The 15,130-nt window shown below is 61.1% G+C and carries 13 protein-coding genes and 1 pseudogene; 3 read left to right on the top strand and 11 right to left on the bottom strand.

Features of this window, described 5'->3' with window-relative positions; all coding sequences use genetic code 11:
• The 8 genes from RMP09_RS03435 to RMP09_RS03400 all read right to left on the bottom strand — a co-directional run.
• Positions 1-941: acyl-CoA dehydrogenase family protein (locus RMP09_RS03435; protein ID WP_310564608.1), on the bottom strand; the 941-nt coding region annotated here is incomplete at its 3' end.
• 29 nt (positions 942-970) lie between these two features.
• Positions 971-1,786, bottom strand: a complete 816-nt coding sequence (locus tag RMP09_RS03430) for a crotonase/enoyl-CoA hydratase family protein (protein WP_310564607.1) — start codon at positions 1,784-1,786, stop codon at positions 971-973.
• On the bottom strand, positions 1,783-2,898 hold the full coding sequence (locus RMP09_RS03425; protein WP_310564606.1) for an acyl-CoA dehydrogenase family protein: 1,116 nt from the start codon (positions 2,896-2,898) through the stop codon (positions 1,783-1,785). Before RMP09_RS03425 ends, RMP09_RS03430 begins: the two co-directional genes overlap by 4 nt.
• A gap of 9 nt (positions 2,899-2,907) precedes the next feature.
• The gene (locus RMP09_RS03420) at positions 2,908-4,077 is read right to left on the bottom strand and encodes an acyl-CoA dehydrogenase family protein (RefSeq protein WP_310564605.1); all 1,170 of its coding nucleotides are present in this window, start codon (positions 4,075-4,077) and stop codon (positions 2,908-2,910) included.
• A 36-nt stretch (positions 4,078-4,113) separates the two neighbouring features.
• Entirely contained in the window at positions 4,114-5,421 is a 1,308-nt protein-coding gene (locus RMP09_RS03415; RefSeq protein WP_305335794.1) for an amidohydrolase family protein, read from the bottom strand.
• 366 nt (positions 5,422-5,787) lie between these two features.
• Positions 5,788-6,756: a porin gene (locus RMP09_RS03410; RefSeq protein WP_310564604.1), complete on the bottom strand. Its 969-nt coding sequence runs from the start codon at positions 6,754-6,756 to the stop codon at positions 5,788-5,790.
• An 8-nt stretch (positions 6,757-6,764) separates the two neighbouring features.
• Positions 6,765-7,736, bottom strand: a complete 972-nt coding sequence (locus tag RMP09_RS03405) for a tripartite tricarboxylate transporter substrate binding protein (protein ID WP_310564603.1) — start codon at positions 7,734-7,736, stop codon at positions 6,765-6,767.
• Between the two features lie 1,009 nt (positions 7,737-8,745).
• Complete coding sequence (locus RMP09_RS03400; RefSeq protein WP_310564602.1) at positions 8,746-9,570, bottom strand: IclR family transcriptional regulator; 825 nt, start codon at positions 9,568-9,570, stop codon at positions 8,746-8,748.
• 338 nt (positions 9,571-9,908) lie between these two features.
• On the opposite strand from RMP09_RS03400, the gene RMP09_RS03395 reads away from it, so the two are divergent.
• Together RMP09_RS03395 and RMP09_RS03390 are read left to right on the top strand one after the other, a co-directional pair.
• Positions 9,909-10,136, top strand: a complete 228-nt coding sequence (locus RMP09_RS03395) for a ferredoxin (RefSeq protein WP_310564601.1) — start codon at positions 9,909-9,911, stop codon at positions 10,134-10,136.
• A 168-nt stretch (positions 10,137-10,304) separates the two neighbouring features.
• A complete protein-coding gene (locus RMP09_RS03390) occupies positions 10,305-11,255 on the top strand; it encodes a VOC family protein (protein ID WP_310564600.1) in 951 nt (316 codons plus the stop codon).
• 81 nt (positions 11,256-11,336) lie between these two features.
• Here RMP09_RS03390 and RMP09_RS03385 read toward each other — a convergent pair whose 3' ends face one another.
• From RMP09_RS03385 to RMP09_RS03375, 3 genes are all read right to left on the bottom strand, one after another.
• Positions 11,337-12,074 carry an SDR family oxidoreductase gene (locus RMP09_RS03385; protein WP_310564599.1) on the bottom strand — a complete coding sequence of 246 codons (738 nt, stop codon included), beginning with the start codon at positions 12,072-12,074 and terminating at the stop codon, positions 11,337-11,339.
• Between the two features lie 10 nt (positions 12,075-12,084).
• Positions 12,085-12,939, bottom strand: a complete 855-nt coding sequence (locus tag RMP09_RS03380) for an SDR family oxidoreductase (RefSeq protein WP_310564598.1) — start codon at positions 12,937-12,939, stop codon at positions 12,085-12,087.
• A 63-nt stretch (positions 12,940-13,002) separates the two neighbouring features.
• The gene (locus tag RMP09_RS03375; RefSeq protein ID WP_310564597.1) at positions 13,003-13,947 is read right to left on the bottom strand and encodes a LysR family transcriptional regulator; all 945 of its coding nucleotides are present in this window, start codon (positions 13,945-13,947) and stop codon (positions 13,003-13,005) included.
• A 114-nt stretch (positions 13,948-14,061) separates the two neighbouring features.
• Between RMP09_RS03375 and RMP09_RS03370 the strand changes: the two are divergent.
• Positions 14,062-15,130, top strand: a pseudogene (locus tag RMP09_RS03370) (indolepyruvate ferredoxin oxidoreductase family protein); the annotation flags it as partial.

Here is a 15,130-nt window from a genome sequence, read left to right as displayed (position 1 = left end):
GCACCGACCTCGGCACTGAGTTCGCCTCGCATCGCTTTCGCGAGGCAGTCGTCGACGAACACGCGCAACATAGTGGCCTGGGCCTTGCATTCGGCGAGCTTGAATTTGGTGTTCTGAAAGTCGAACACCGTCTTGCCGAACACCTTGCGGTCGCGCGTGTACTGAACCGTCAGGTCAATCAGGGATTCGATCGAGGCCGCCGCGCGGATGCCGATGATGGTGCGTTCCCAGGCCAGCTGGTGGGTCAGGTACTTGAAGCCCTGTCCCTCTTCGCCGAGGCGGTTCTCCAGCGGAACCGACACGTTGTCGAAAAACAGCTCGGACGTGTCCTGGCCCTTCAGGCCGATTTTTTCGAGCAGGCGGCCCTTGGAGAAACCGGGCTGGTCGGTCTCGACGCAGATAAGCGTCAGCTCTTTGGCGGCGGGGTCCAGCTTGGTGGCCGTCACCGCCAGGTCCGCATTGCCCCCGTTGGTGATGAAGGTCTTCTGGCCGTTGATGGTGTAGCTGTCGGCGTTGCGCACGGCGGCAGTGCGCATGCTGCGCAGGTCGCTGCCCACACCGGGTTCGCTCATGGCGATCACGCCCACCATCTCGCCGCTGACCATCTTGGGCAACCACCGTTGTTTTTGGGCTTCGGTCCCGTAGGCCACGATGTAGGGCGCCACGATTTCCGAGTGCGTGGTGAAGCCGACCGCGGTGGCGTTGACGCGCGCCAGCTCTTCGATCATCACGGCGGAATGGCCGAAGTCACCGCCCGCCCCCCCGTAGGCCTCGGGCACCGTGGAGCACAGCAAACCGGCTTCGCCGGCCTTGATCCAGAGGCTCTTGGGCACGATGCCTTCAGACTCCCAGGTGTGCAGGTGGGGCACGATTTCTCGGTCTATGAAGCGTCGGGCCTGTTCACGGAACTGCTCGTGGTCTTCGCGGAATACGGGGCGCATGGAAATGTCCTGGCTGTGGGATCTTGCAATCAACGTCCGGTGAACTGCGCGGGGCGCTTGTCCATGAAGGCGTTGACGGCTTCTAGGTGGTCTTCGGTGTGGTGGGCCAAGGCCTGGTAGGCGGCCGAGAGCTCCAGCAAGGTGTCGAGACGCACGTGCTGGCCTTCCCGCAACAGGCGCTTGGTCAGACGCAGTGCATGGGATGGATTGAGTGCAATGCGCTGGGCCAGCGCTTGCGCTTGAACCAGCAACTGGTCGGCGGGCACAACGTCGGCAACCAAACCCCAGGCCAGCGCCTTGGCCGCATCGATCGTGTCACCGGTGAAGGCCAGCAGGCTGGCTTTGGGCATGCCGATCACACGCGGCAGCAACCAGGCACCACCATCGCCCGGCACGATGCCCACCTTGACAAAACTCTCGGCAAACAGCGCCTTGTCGCTCGCGATGCGGATGTCGCACATGCAGGCCAGGTCCAGGCCTGCGCCGATGGCCGGGCCGTTCACGGCGGCGATCACCGGCACGTCGAGCTCGTACAGCGCCAGGGGAATGCGCTGGATGCTGTCCCGGTAGCTGTCTCGCACCTGGTAGGGGCTGCCGGCAAAGATGCCGCCGCGCTGCTGCATGTCTTTCACATTGCCGCCGGCGCAGAAGGCACTGCCTTCGCCGGTCAGCACCAACACCTTGATGCTGTGGTCGCTGCGGATCTGACGGCACAAGTCCACCAGTTCATCCATGTGCGCCGGATCGGTCAGGGCGTTACGGGTTTCGGGCCGGTTCAGGCGAGCCGTCAGCACGGCGCCGTCGCGTTTGATCAACAAGAAAGGGGTAGGGGTCTGCTGGCTCATGGTGTGTCCATCGGGGATGAGGCCAAGGCGGCCAGTTGGCCACTGGTGACAGCCGGCCACAGCGAGGCCGCCCCACCTTGGGCAACGGCCTGCCCCAGCCGCTGGGCCCAGTGACCCAGGTTGCCGAATTCGCTGCGCCATGCCCAGAGGCGGCGGGTGCCCAGTTGCAGTGCGTGTTCATGGGTGAAGCCAATGGCGCCATGCACCGCATGCGCCATGGCGGCCACCGCGCCCGCGGCTTCGGCGCCACAGACCTTGGCCGCAGCGATCTGCCAGGCCGCCAGTTGCTCATCCGACTCGGCGAAAGCGGCCTCCGCACTGACGATGGCGCTGCCCGTCTGCTGCGCCATTTGCGCCAGCTGGTGCTGGATGGCCTGAAACGCGCTGATGGGTTTTCCGAACTGCACGCGCTCCGTGGCGTAGCGGGTGCTCAGGTCCAGCGTGGCTTCGAGCGCGCCGGCCATTTGGGCCGTGCGCAACAGGGAACCGCCCCACCAGAGCACATCGTCGCTCAAGTGCCCGGGCAGGTTCGCGGTGGCCAGGGGAATAGCGTTCTTGAAGCTGAGGTCGTCGCGCGGTTCGCCGGCGGTGTTGCGCTTGGTGCTGATCTGCGCATCGCTGCGTGCCAGCACCACCAGCGTGGTTCTTTCTCCTGGGATGACGGCCACCACATGGTTCACATCGCGGCCCCAGGGGACATCGAACAGCACGCCGTGGACGCGTGTGTCTGCGGGCGCGATCCAGGGCACATCGAAGAAGGCCCCGCTGGTGGCCGCATGGTCCAGGCTCAGCGTGCTCCGCATGGCGATGCCCAGCGGCTCGTTGCGCGCCTCCAGGCCGCACTGGCCCAGCAGCCAGTTGGCCAGCATGGTCTCGGGCAGTGGCAGCGGCAGGTTGTGGCGCCCCGCTGCCTTCACGACCCCATACAGATCGCCCCAGCTGGCACCAGAACCACCCAGGGACTCCGGCGCTGCGGCCACGGAAAACCCCGATTCCTCAATGGCTGCCCACAGCTCGGTGGGCCATTGACCCGCTTCGCCACGGCGAACCAGTTCCGGGGTGATCAGGTCGGCCAGCAGCCGCTCGATGGTGGATTCAAACAGTTCGCGCATGGTGTGTTCTCAACGCAGTCCAAGACCACGGGCAATGATGCCGCGCAGGATTTCGCGTGTGCCCCCACGCAGCGAGAAAGAAGGGGCCATCTGCATCAGGGCCGCCAGCACCTGCGCGTGGTCGCTGCCGCCTTCGACAGCAGGTGCTACGTCCAGCACCTGTTGCGCGAGTTCGGGAATCTCCTGCTCGAACGCGGCGCCCAGGTCTTTCAGGCAAGAGGCGGCCCAGGCTGGATTGCCGCCTGCGGCCAGCTCGGCTGTGACCGCCAGCGACATCTGGCGCAGCACCACCAGGCGGGCACAGAGGCGCCCCACGGCGTTGGCCTGCAAGGCATCGGGCTGGGGACCTACCGCGTCGATCAAGGTATGCAATAAGGCAATGCTGCTCAGGAAACGTTCCGGTCCGCTGCGCTCGAAGGCGAGCTCCGCGGTGACCTGTTCCCAGCCCTGGCCCTCGGTGCCGATCAATGCATCGGCGTCCAGCCGGACGTTGTCGAGGTAAACCTCGTTGAAGTGTTCGCCCCCGGCCAGGTCGCGGATCGGGCGCACCGTGACGCCGGGCGCCTTCAGGTCAATGATGAATTGAGACATGCCCTCGTGGCGCGCGGCCTTTTCGCTGGTCGGGGCCCCCGTGCGCACCAAGGCGATCATGTATTGCGCGTGGTGGGCGTTGGTGGTCCAGACCTTCTGGCCCGTGACCCGCCAGCTGCCATCGCCCGCCGATTCATCGCGGATCGCACGGCTGCGAATCGAGGCGAGGTCTGAGCCTGAATTGGGCTCGCTCATGCCAATGCAGAAATAGACCTCGCCTTGGCAGATGCCCGGCAGGTATTTCTGGCGCTGGGCTTCTGTTCCGTAGCGCAGGATCAACGGGCCGCTCTGGCGATCGGCGATCCAGTGCGCCGAAACGGGCGCCCCGGCAGCCAGCAACTCTTCGATCACGACGTAGCGGGCCCAGGGGCCTGCATCGTGTCCCCCGTACTCGCGCGGCAGTGTCATGCCCAGCCAACCACGCCGGCCCAGCTCGCGACTGAACGCCGGGTCGGCGCCCATCCACGAATCAGCGCGGCGAAGGGCACTGCGGTCCTTCAGCGCCTCAGCCAGAAAACGCCTGACATCGGCACGGAGCGGTTCGGCTTCTGCAGGTACGCGGTGGTATTGAAATGATGCAAGCGCCATGGGATGCCAGGTTTGCTGGGTGGGTCCGGGTGCGGTTTACAGAGCGGTTTGGGCGTCGGCGGCAGCAAACATCTTGTTGATGTCGCCAGAGGTCACCGGTTTTTCCAGTTCACGAAGCGGTGCCGCTCCGCCCATGCCGCAGGCGGGCTCAATGCTGACGTGTTTGGCTTGTGCTTTCAGCGCGCCGACGGTGCAGTTTTCGCGGCCCAGGATGGCGAAGGGGTCGTAGGAGAACTCGCGCATCGTGTTCAGGTGCGTGATCTTGTTGATGACCTCATCGCTCAGGTGTCCAGCCTGTTTCCAGAACACGTCGGCAGATTCTGGCCAGGTGCAGTCGGAGTGCGGGTAGTCGCATTCCCAGCAGACCTTGTCCACGTTGATGGCGTCGAGGTTCTTCAGACCAAACGCATCCTCGATGAAGCAGGTGATGATGTGCTCGTTGAAGATGTCGCTGGGCTTCTTGCCGCCGAAGTTGGAGTTGGTCCAGGCGTTGTGGTGGTTGTGTGTGAAGTCGGCTCGCTCCAGCAGGTAGGGAATCCAGCCGATGCCACCCTCGGAAAGGGCCATGCGCAGCTTGGGGAATTTCTTCCACATCGGGGCCCAGATCCAGTCTGCAGCCGAGTTGGCGATCGAGATCGGCATCGAGGTGATCCAGGCGTCGATCGGCGATTCATCCGAGGCGTGGGCCGCTTTTGCGCCGGTGCCGATGTGGCAGCAGATCACGACGTCGTTGTCTGCACAGGCCTTCCACAGTGGGTCCCAGTGGCTGTTGTGGATGGAGGGGTATCCATGCACGGTGGGGTTGTCGGAAAAGGTCACCGCATGCACACCCAGCTTGGCCATGCGCGCGACCTCGGCGGCGGCGGCTTGCATGTCGAACCAAGGCACCATCATCAGCGGGATGAAGCGGCCGGGTGCGGCGTTGCACCAGTCCTGCAGGTGCCAGTCGTTGTAGGCCTGGATGGCGGCCAGCGAGACACCTCGGTCGTCGTAGCTCTGAAACCGCTGTCCGGCGAAGCCGGGGAAGGTCGGAAAGCACAGCGAGCCCAGCACGCCGTTGGCGTTCATGTCGTCGACACGGGCTTTGATGTCCCAGGTACCGCGGCGCATCTGCTCGTAGCCCAACGGCTCCATGCCGTATTCCTCTTTCGGGCGCCCGACCACCGAGTTCAGACCCATGTAGCCGGTGGCCTTTTCTTCGAACACCCAGACGTCACGGCCTTTGTGGTTTTCAACATGGGGTTCGCGTCCCTTGTACTTCGCGGGCATGTGGCGAGCGAATGCGTTCGGCGGTTCGATGGCGTGGTCGTCAACGCTGACGAGGATGAGGTCTTCGAGTTTCATCTTGTCTCCAAAGGGTGGTGCGGTGGGGCCCGGCACAGTGGCAGCTGAACCAGAGGTGGAAGTCTGGATGCTAGATTAAATAATGAACAGAATCAATAAAAATGTTCATATTAAAGTCAAAAACGCGGATTTACTAGGGAATACCACTACGCGGAGTTGTGGGGAGGAGCGATCGTGTGATCGCCTGCACCCGGTGTACAGACCGAACTTGGCTGTGGTCAAGCACCGCGTCCCACGTAACCGGTTCCGCACCAGTGCTCCTTATGGGCGGTGCAGGCGAGAAAGCTGAACCGCCGATGTGACTGGGTGTGCGAGCAGCCCACCAGCGGTCGATGGGCGAGGGTCAGTCAACGCCAGAGTTCAGCGTCAAAAGTTGTGCTGAAGTCCGAGATCAAAGCCGCTCCTGTTGGTGGCAACCGCTTTGTCGTGAGCCAGATTGGCATACAGGAACGTGCGTTTGGACAGATCGTGGTTGTAGCCAATCGCAAACTTCTTGGTCAGATCGGTGTGGGTCGTGGTGTTTTCGAGTTGGCCGTATGACAGCTTGACGCGGCCAGCATTTGTCTTGACCGCAGCTCCCAACATGGCGCTCTTGCGCTTGTTGTTCACATTGTCTTTGCCTGAGCCAAAGCCCGCGGTGAGCGTCCAGCGGTCCAGGACGTACCTTGCTGCGATGAAATTCCAGCTGTCGTTTGCCCCACCGGGGTTTTCATGGCTCCATCCGAGGTAAACGGGACCCGCCTGGTAGGAGAGGTACCCATTCACTGGGCGGTCGATCGTGCTGGCGGCGGGCAAGGTTGCGCTGTTCGGGTTGACGTCACTGGCCGTCTGCAGGGCAAAACCAAAAGCACCAAGCTGGCTTTTGTAGGTGATCGCGCCATCATTTCGGACGGTTCCGATGCCGCCGGTGCCGACCGAAACGAAGGATGACACGCCGGTGTGGATGAACGGATCCGGCGTGATTTGAACTTCGGTGTACCCAGCGACGTAGTCACGGCCCAGAGACACCTTGCCCCAGCCTCCTTCGATCGCCACGATGGATTGGCCCTGGAAATAGCGAACGGCGGTCAGCGCGCCCGTGTTGGATCGGAATCGGTTCTCCAGCCAGAACGACACTTTCAGTCCCTGACCCAGGTCCTCTGTGCCACGCAGTCCAAAACGACTTTGGGCACCTTCGCCCAGTGTGGTCGTACCCGTACCAATCGCACGAACCAGTCCGGCATCAACCTTGCCAAACAGGGTCAGGCTGCTTTGTGCCTGAACGTGGCCGGACAGCAGAACGAAGGCGGACAAGGGGAAAAGTTTGAGCGCGTTTTTCATGATGTTGGGATGCATACAGGTGTTTACTCGGGTTGAATGCCTGCGGCTTTGATGATCTTTCCCCACAGCTCGCGTTCTTTTGCTTGGTACTTCTCAAGCTGACCCAGGGGTTGGACGAATTCGAACGTGCCAGATGCCTTCATGGCGGCCTTCACCGCCGGCGTTTGGTTCGCCTGCACCAGCAGGGCGTGCATTTTTTCCACCACTGGTTGGGGGGTCTGGGCCGGGAGGTAGGCCGCCAGCCAGAAGCCGATGTCCATACCCTCGATGCCGTTTTCCCTGAAGGTCGGCAGGTTGGGGGCAAACGGGCTGCGGACGTCATCGGTCACGCCCAGCGACTTGAGCTTTCCGGTGCTGACATGGGTCCACGCTGAAAAGTCGGTAAACATGAAGTCAATCACGCCGCTCATCAGGTCCGGCATCATTGAGGCACCACTGCGATAAGCAGCACCCACCACCTTCACACCCGCGGTCTGTTGCAGCACCTCGGCAGGCAAGCGGCTGGTGATGCTCGTGTACCCGAACGTGTACTTGCCTGGATCGCTTTTGAGTTGCTGCAAAAATTCCTTGGCTGAGGTCGCCTTGACCTTGTCCGGATTGGCGTACAGGTACATGGGCCCTTTGGACAGTGTCGTCAGAGGTACGAAGCCGTTGACAGGGTCGTAGGGCAGGTTTTTGATCACATGCGGGTTGCCGGTGAACGCCACATTTCCCGAAATCAGCAAGCTGTATCCATCCGGTTTTGCTGAACCGACACTTTGTGCGGCAATGCCGGAACTGCCACCAGGACGGTTCTCGACAATGACGGGGACTCTGGCTGCTTTGGACAACTCGTTGGCCAGTGCGCGGGTATAGCCATCGGGAGCCGATCCCGCCGTGAAAGGCGTCACGATGCTGATGGCTTTTTCCGGAAACTCGGCGGCAGTGGTGGCGCCGGCACCCAGCAGGACGCAGGCCAGTGAGAGCGCCTTGGAAAAGGCTTTGACTGTCTTCATTTCATGCCCATGTTGTATAAAGAATATTATTCTGTATGTAGAATAAAGATATTCTCTTGCGGCCGTGTAAGCCTGAGAACTAGGGTTGACCCTTGTTTGCCTTCATTTCCGAACAGAAACGGTTTGAGGAGCCAGTTCCCGAGTTCCGGGTGGCTCGTGGCCATCTGCAGGGGGCGTGTCGGGCAGGGAGTACCCGAGTGTCCGACGGGGGTGGCTGGCGCGAATGTTGAAGCCCGTGAAAATTCATCTCCGTGCACGACGTGCTCAACAAACGGGGTGAGCTTTGACAAGGCCTGAGCGCTGGAGCAGCGGTTCAGCAGCTGAATAAGCGCACACAGAATTTCAGACACCCCCGATCTCCTCCTTGCGTTGGTGGGCGCTGCAAACAAGCCTGGCTCCAGGCCAGTGCCACAAGGCATTTCAGGAAACTACTGGCCCTGAGGTGGACCTTTAGTTGCCGCGCACCAGTTGAGGGCCATGTCAGCTTGTGCCCCAGTGTTCGGCCATCAGATCCGGTGAACCCAAGAGCCTCGGTGTTTACCCTTGAGTTGGGTGAACGGCGCCGGAAAGGGTCGATTTTGCTTTGACGCACGAGGATCAAATCAGTACACTTTTAAAAAAAGTGACTCGGTATTCCCCGAGATCGCCATCGTCCTGCCTCTTGAGGACTGTGCCATGGAGACAAAAATGCACGCTGCATCCTTGACTTTCACGATGGTTCTGGGTCTGTCCTTGTTGGCCGCTGGTCTGTGGCATTTCTCAGAGACCGAGACCCCTCAGAACATTCAGGTCGACCACACGCACGCACACGTTCCTTCGCACTCGGGCGATTTGTGGGTGGTGATCTCTTCAGGATTCCGTTAAGTCCGAGAGCGATTGCGGGATGGCACTCGCCTCTCGCGTTTCACCGTCGTGATGGCTCACGTGGTTGAGCTTGTCGCATCCTGAAACCGTGAAGCTGCCAAACATCGACCATCGAGGTCAATGTGTGCGCTTCGGAAGCCTGTTCTCAGAACAGGACGGATTCCAGCCTTTTGCCCAATTCCCTCAGTGATTCTCCAAGTACCCTGATCCGTGCCTCGGTGTCGCCGTGCTGGCTGCGGATCATGACCGCCGAAACCGTGTAGGCGATGTTCTGAGCGGAGTCGCAGACTGGCGCTGCGATGGCCAACACGCCTTCGGAAAAATACCCATCGTCTACAGCCCATCCGCAGTGTTGGGCCAGATGAACCTGCTCGAGGTACTCTTCGAACGAAAGTGGGCGTGCCCATCGAATGCCGGCAAACTCGGCACGCAGATCATCTTCCGACAGGTTCATCTGTCCAATGAAAAGCCGGCCGCTGGCACCCATCAGGATGGGGAGTCGTTGACCGATCGGCATGTAGATGTGCAAATCCGTGGGACTGGATTCGGAACTGACCAGCACGATCCTGTCATTGCCCAGGCGACGCCAGAGCGTGACGGTGATGCCGCGTTCGATGGCGAGTTCTCGCATGAATGGCAGCGCCAACTGCACGCGTTGCCCCTGCGTCACCAGTTGCTCGGCCAGTCGGGCCAGGCCCAGTCCGGCTGAATACGTTTTCGACAGCGGGTTGAAATCGACCACGTCTTCCGAAACCAGGGTCCGAAGGATGTTGAAGCAGGTACTGGGGTTGATTTCCAGGTGCCTGGCAATGTCTGCAGCTCGTTCGGGTGCCCCTTTGTGCGCGAGGTATCGGAGTATGCCGATGGCGTTGACCACCGGTTTCACGATCACGCCCTGGCCAGGGCCTGCTTTTTTGGCGATATCGACCAAAGTTCGGTCTCCGCCCGGCTTTGCTTTGTCCTCGGTCACTACGGATTCCATGTTGAACAGGGGCGTGTTGAAGGGATGACAGCTACAAAGGCGTCAGAGAAACGCCGCGTCACAGAATCTGATCAGGATTGCTGCGACGACCATTCTAAGTGGCGAAATGGATTCTGAATGGAGTCATGAATCATCCCGCGGTAGGGAGCGCTGCCTGTTTTTGATGTGTAGCCGTCTCTGGATCAGATCTTGTGCAGCACCCTGAGATAAGCGTGGGGGGTGTCTTCTAGGGAGAACCCTAGGATAAAAAGTGACACATTGCTGAATAATGTGCATATGTTGTCTGTGCAGTCCGGGGTGGACTTGCCGCATTGAAAGGAAAAATCATGAGTTCGAACGAAAAATCCCCAGTGTTTCGGGTGATTGTTGATCGCAGCCGTTGTTGTGGCTACGGGCTGTGCGCACAGCTCTGCCCTGAGGTGTACAAGCTGGACGAGAACGGTTTGGTGTTTGTCGACTCCGAGATTATCCCTGGGGGGCTGGAGGAGGAGGCGAAGGAAGGGGCTGCCGCTTGCCCTGCAGAGGCACTGGTCCTCGAAGAAATTCAGCCTTGACCTTTACAGGACTTCAGCACCCTTGGTGCTCAGGTTTAACAAAAAACCATCTCGGCCCAGATCATGTTCTTGGACGGGATCTCATGGATCTCTCGCGACATGTCTGGCTGTTGCTGATGGCTCGTGTGCGAGTGCATCGGCTTTTGTCACTCATTTGAAAACATCATCATGGACATCATAGGCATCGGCTACCTGGGCTTCGAGACCACCAAGGTCGATGAGTGGCGAGAGTACGGACCCCAGGTCATGGGCTTCCAGATCGGGCAATCCCCCGCTTCAGATCCGGATTCGCTGTACTTCCGGACGGATGATCGGCGCCACAGGTTTGCCTTCCATCCCGGCAAGATCGACCGTTTGGCCTACATCGGTTGGGAGGCGAAGGGGAAGATCGAGTTCGAGGCCGCTATCTCCCGGTTTCGGGAGCATGGCGTGGAGGTCACCATGGGTGATGCCGCACTGTGTGAACAGCGTGGCGTGAAGGGTGTGTGTCGTTTTCGTGATCCGGTCGGCTACCAGCACGAGATGTTTCATGGCCAGAAATGGATGCCCCGTTCTTTCATACCAGGCCGTCCTCACGGGGGCTTCGTCGCCGGGGTCCGGGGGCTGGGTCATCTGGTGGTGATCACACCGGAATGGCCGCCCGAGCTGCAGGACTTTTTCATCAAGCTGATGGGCTTTCACTACTACGGTCCTGGCGCTGGCAAAGGCCAGACGGCTTTTTACCGCGCCAAGCTGAACAGCTACACCAGCCACGACATTGCGTATGGTTATGGGCCCGGAAAAATGGGCGTCCAGCACGTGGGACTGTTTGTGAGCAGCCTGCGCGATGTCGGTGAAACCTACGACATCGTCAAGCAGCGCGCAATCCCGATGATGATGACGCTCGGCCAGCATTCGCAGGACCCGCATGCCTCCTTCTACCATTTCTCTCCGGGTGGTTTTGCGTTTGAAACCATCACCGAACTGGAGCCCTGGCACGACGATGGTTTTGAGCTCAATCCCGAGAAACTGAGCACTTGGGGACACGAGGTGGTGGGTCCGATTCTTGGCCCGAGCGTGCGCACACCCGAAGAGCTCATGGAGCCAGAGCAGCTGGCCCAGTACAAGCAGCGGAATTGAACTGCAACTGGCGCCTTGGGCGCCAGTTCAAGAGGTTCCGCCTCTTTGGCGGTCGGTTCCTCAAGGGCTGTTGCGGTGTCTTCAGACCGATTCTGCAGACGACACCAACAGCAGGCGAGCCACGTTTGCGTGCGCCGGCTGTTCCAGCATGTAGCGAACGGAAGACGCCACATCCAGCGGTTGCAATGCAGGGGTCTGGTCGGCCCGCACCGGTTGACCTGAGGCCCGCAACCGATCAAAGATTTCGGTGTCTGTGGTACCGGGTGCGATGGTGCCCACGCGAACACCGCTGCCCTTGAGCTCAACGCGAAGGGCTGTGCTGAATACCTCGACAGCCTGCTTCAAGCCGGCGTACACCCCCATGGACGAATGGCTCAGGTAGGCACCCACGCTGGACACATTGATGATGGAGCCAGCGGCCTGCTGTTTGAACGCACGCGCGAACACATAGGAGGTCCGCACAACGGCGTCGTAGTTGGTCCGTGTCATCTGCATCAGTCCATCGAGGTCGATGGTCTCCAGCGGGCCACTCACCAGCATGCCTGCGTTGTTGATCAGAATGTCGGCACGGCCGTAGTTTTCATGGGCGGTCTCCAGCAACGCCTGGGCCGTGGCTGGATCGTCAATCTCTGCGCTCAGTGGCACGGCAGGGCCGGACAGCCTGGCGCACAGCGCATGCAAGCGTTGGGCACGGCGCGCGGTCACCACCAAGCGGCAGCCAGCCGCACTGAGTTCGTGGGCAATGGCTTCGCCGATGCCGGACGATGCGCCCGTGATCACGGCCACCTTGCCTGCCAGGGGGCGTGTTTTTTCACTCATGTGAAGACCCTCAGGCTTGGGTGTCTTGCGTGGGGTAGCGCTGCGCCATGGCGGCGCCAAAGTCCCTTTTGAGGGTGGGGTAGTAAGCGATCTGCCCACCCATGCCGCCTGCGATGTCGATCGATGCCGCGCTGATGAAACTGGCGTAGTCGCTCGACAGGAACAAGGCCATGCCGGCCACATCTTCCGGTTTCCCGAAGCGCCCCAGGGGCACCACCTTCAGGACCATGGCATCGAACTCTTCACGCGGCGTGCCGACCGGCATTTCGCGGTAGTGGCGGTCCCACTGCCCGGTGTCGATCCAGCCCATATTGAGGGTGTTGACCAAAATATTGTCTTTCGGCAGTGACATGCCCAAGGACTTCGACATCGCGATGCAGCCCGCACGGTTCACCACGGACGGAATGCCATCGGGGGTGATCTGCGTGCCGGCCAGCGCGTTGATTTCGACAATGCGCCCCCAGCGCTGTTTGCGCATGTGGGGAACCACCGCCTGGATGAAGCGGAAGTGGCCCATCTGCAGCACGTTGGCGTGTTCCAGGATCTGCTCGGGCGTGAGTGTGTCCAGGTTGCCGCCACGGCCTTGGCCGGCGTTGTTGATCAACACGTCCACGCCGCCCCAGGCGGCTGCAACCTCATCCACAAACGCTTTCACGCCAGCGGTGTCGGTGACGTCCACGGCGCGCGCAATGACGGCCTGTGCCGTCGCCGCCAGCTCGGTGCCCACCGCCTCGATGTCGGCCTGTGTGCGGGCGCAGACCGCAACGCGGGCGCCTTCCTGCGCGAAGGCCTTGGCGATGGCGCGGCCAATGCCGCGCGAAGCGCCCGTCACGATGACGCGCTTGTTGCTCAGATCGATGTGCATGTTGTCTCCTGGTTGTGCTGGATGCTTTAATCATTGTAGGCAAAAAACATAAAACTGTTCATATTAATGTTTTCCCGCCGTCAACATTCCGCTGGCGAACGAACGCCCCAGGAACTGCTCCAGTGCTGCCGCACAAGGGCTGAGTGGGGTGCTCGAAGACCAAGCCAGTCCGACTTCCATGACAGGTAGCCGTGCGTCCATGGGGACGGCGTGGATGCGCCGTCCGTCCAGGGACCAGGGTCGGAACACCATGTCTGACAGTATGGTCACCCCCAGATTGAGTGCGACCATCTCCCGCAACGCTTCCATGGAAGAGGTCCGTATGACCTTGCGGGGAGTGTGCCCGGCGTCGGCCCAGTAGCGGAGCGCATTTCGGTCACCTTCATCCACCGTGGGCAGGATGTAGGGGAGCGTCGCCAATTCCTCAAAACTCACGCTGCCACGGCCCGCCAAATCATGGTTCGCGGCCATCCAGAGCTGGCGTCGGGACCGCCCCAGTACCCGGGTTTCCAAGCGCTCGGGCGCTTCCAGGTTGGACAGCAGAACCGCGCCCATGTCCAGCTGTCCACTCACCAGCCTGCCTTCGATGTCCTTGCGCGGCAGCTCCACCAGTGAGAGTTCGATGCGCGGGTACAGCTCGCGAAAGCGGGCGAGGGCGGGCAGCAGGAAGTAGCCCAGGACGGTGTAGGTGGCAGCCAGATCCAGCTGGCCTTCGAGGTCGCGTCCGCGAAAGGGAAATTGAGCGGCCTCGTTGGCCATGCGCAGGACGGATTCGGCGTGCTGCATGAAGCTTTGCCCCTGCAGGGTGAGGGTGACGCCCTGCCGCCCTCGCTCCAGCAATGCCGTGCCCATGGCTTGTTCCAGGTCGGCGATGGCCAGGGTCATGGCCGACTGCGACAGGCCGATCTCAGCGGCTGCAGCCGAGATTTGCCCGCAGCGGGCCACGGCCACAAAGTAGTGCAGCTGGCGCAGCGTGAAGCGGGGCAGGGCGGGAAGGCCGGCAGACATTGGGAAAGCCAATATGTGAAGTTCAAAAATTGAATTCGACTATGCCATTTATTATGAACAAAATATAAATATCTGTACAACTAAATGTGCTGCGCGAGCGGCAGAAACCCACGCATGACCCATTCCGTTGCCCTCTCCGACAAATACGAGCTGCCCGCCGGCCGGGTCTACATGAACGGCACGCAAGCGCTGGTTCGCTTGCTGCTGGCGCAGAAGGCCCGAGACGAGGCCGCCGGTCTCAACACAGAAGGCTTTGTCTCCGGCTACCGCGGCTCCCCACTGGGCGCGGTCGATCAGGAACTCTGGAAGAACCGGACGCTGCTGGAACAGCACAAGGTGCGCTTTCAACCCGGGCTGAACGAAGAGCTGGCGGCCACATCGGTCTGGGGCACGCAGATGGTGAGCCTGGACCCGAAGGCGCGGGTCGATGGTGTGTTTGCCCTCTGGTATGGAAAGGGACCGGGCGTGGACCGCAGCGGTGACGTTTTCAAACACGGCAACATCGCGGGCGGTGCCCAACACGGGGGCGTCTTGCTGGTGGCGGGGGACGACCATGCGTGCAAGTCATCCAGCCTGCCGCACCAGAGCGAGCACGCATTCATCGCCGCCATGATCCCGGTGCTGCACCCGTCGGGTGTGAATGAGTTCATCGAATTCGGACTTCACGGTTACGCCATGTCGCGCTATTCGGGGTGCTGGGTGGGCTTCAAAGTGATCAGCGACACGGTCGAATCTTCGTCGTCTTTCGACATCGACCCGATGTCGGTCGAGATCCAGATTCCCCAGTCCTATCCGATCCCCGCTGACGGTTTTTCGATACGCTGGCCAGACCCTCCGCTGGAGCAGGAGAACCGGCTGCAGCGCGAGCGCCTGTATGCCCTGCTCGAATACGTGCGGCTGAACAAGCTCAACCGCCAAGACTGGGTGGCCCCCGAGGCCCGTCTGGGGATCTGCACCACCGGCAAGAGCTACCTGGATGTGCGCGAGGCCTTGTCGCTGCTTGGCCTGGATGAAGCGGCGGCGCAGGCGCTGGGCCTGCGGCTGCTGAAGATCGGTGTGGTCTGGCCGCTGGAGCCGACCTGCGTGGTCGAGTTCGCGCGGGGTCTCGACGAGATCTTGGTGGTGGAGGAAAAGCGCCAGGTGCTGGAATACCAGATCAAGGAGCACCTCTACAACGAACCCC

Origin of the sequence: Hydrogenophaga sp., from assembly GCF_031426985.1 — a bacterium.
Lineage (GTDB): Bacteria > Pseudomonadota > Gammaproteobacteria > Burkholderiales > Burkholderiaceae_C > Hydrogenophaga.
Note: the sequence above shows the minus strand (reverse complement) of the source record. Positions and strands in the feature narration are given on the sequence as shown.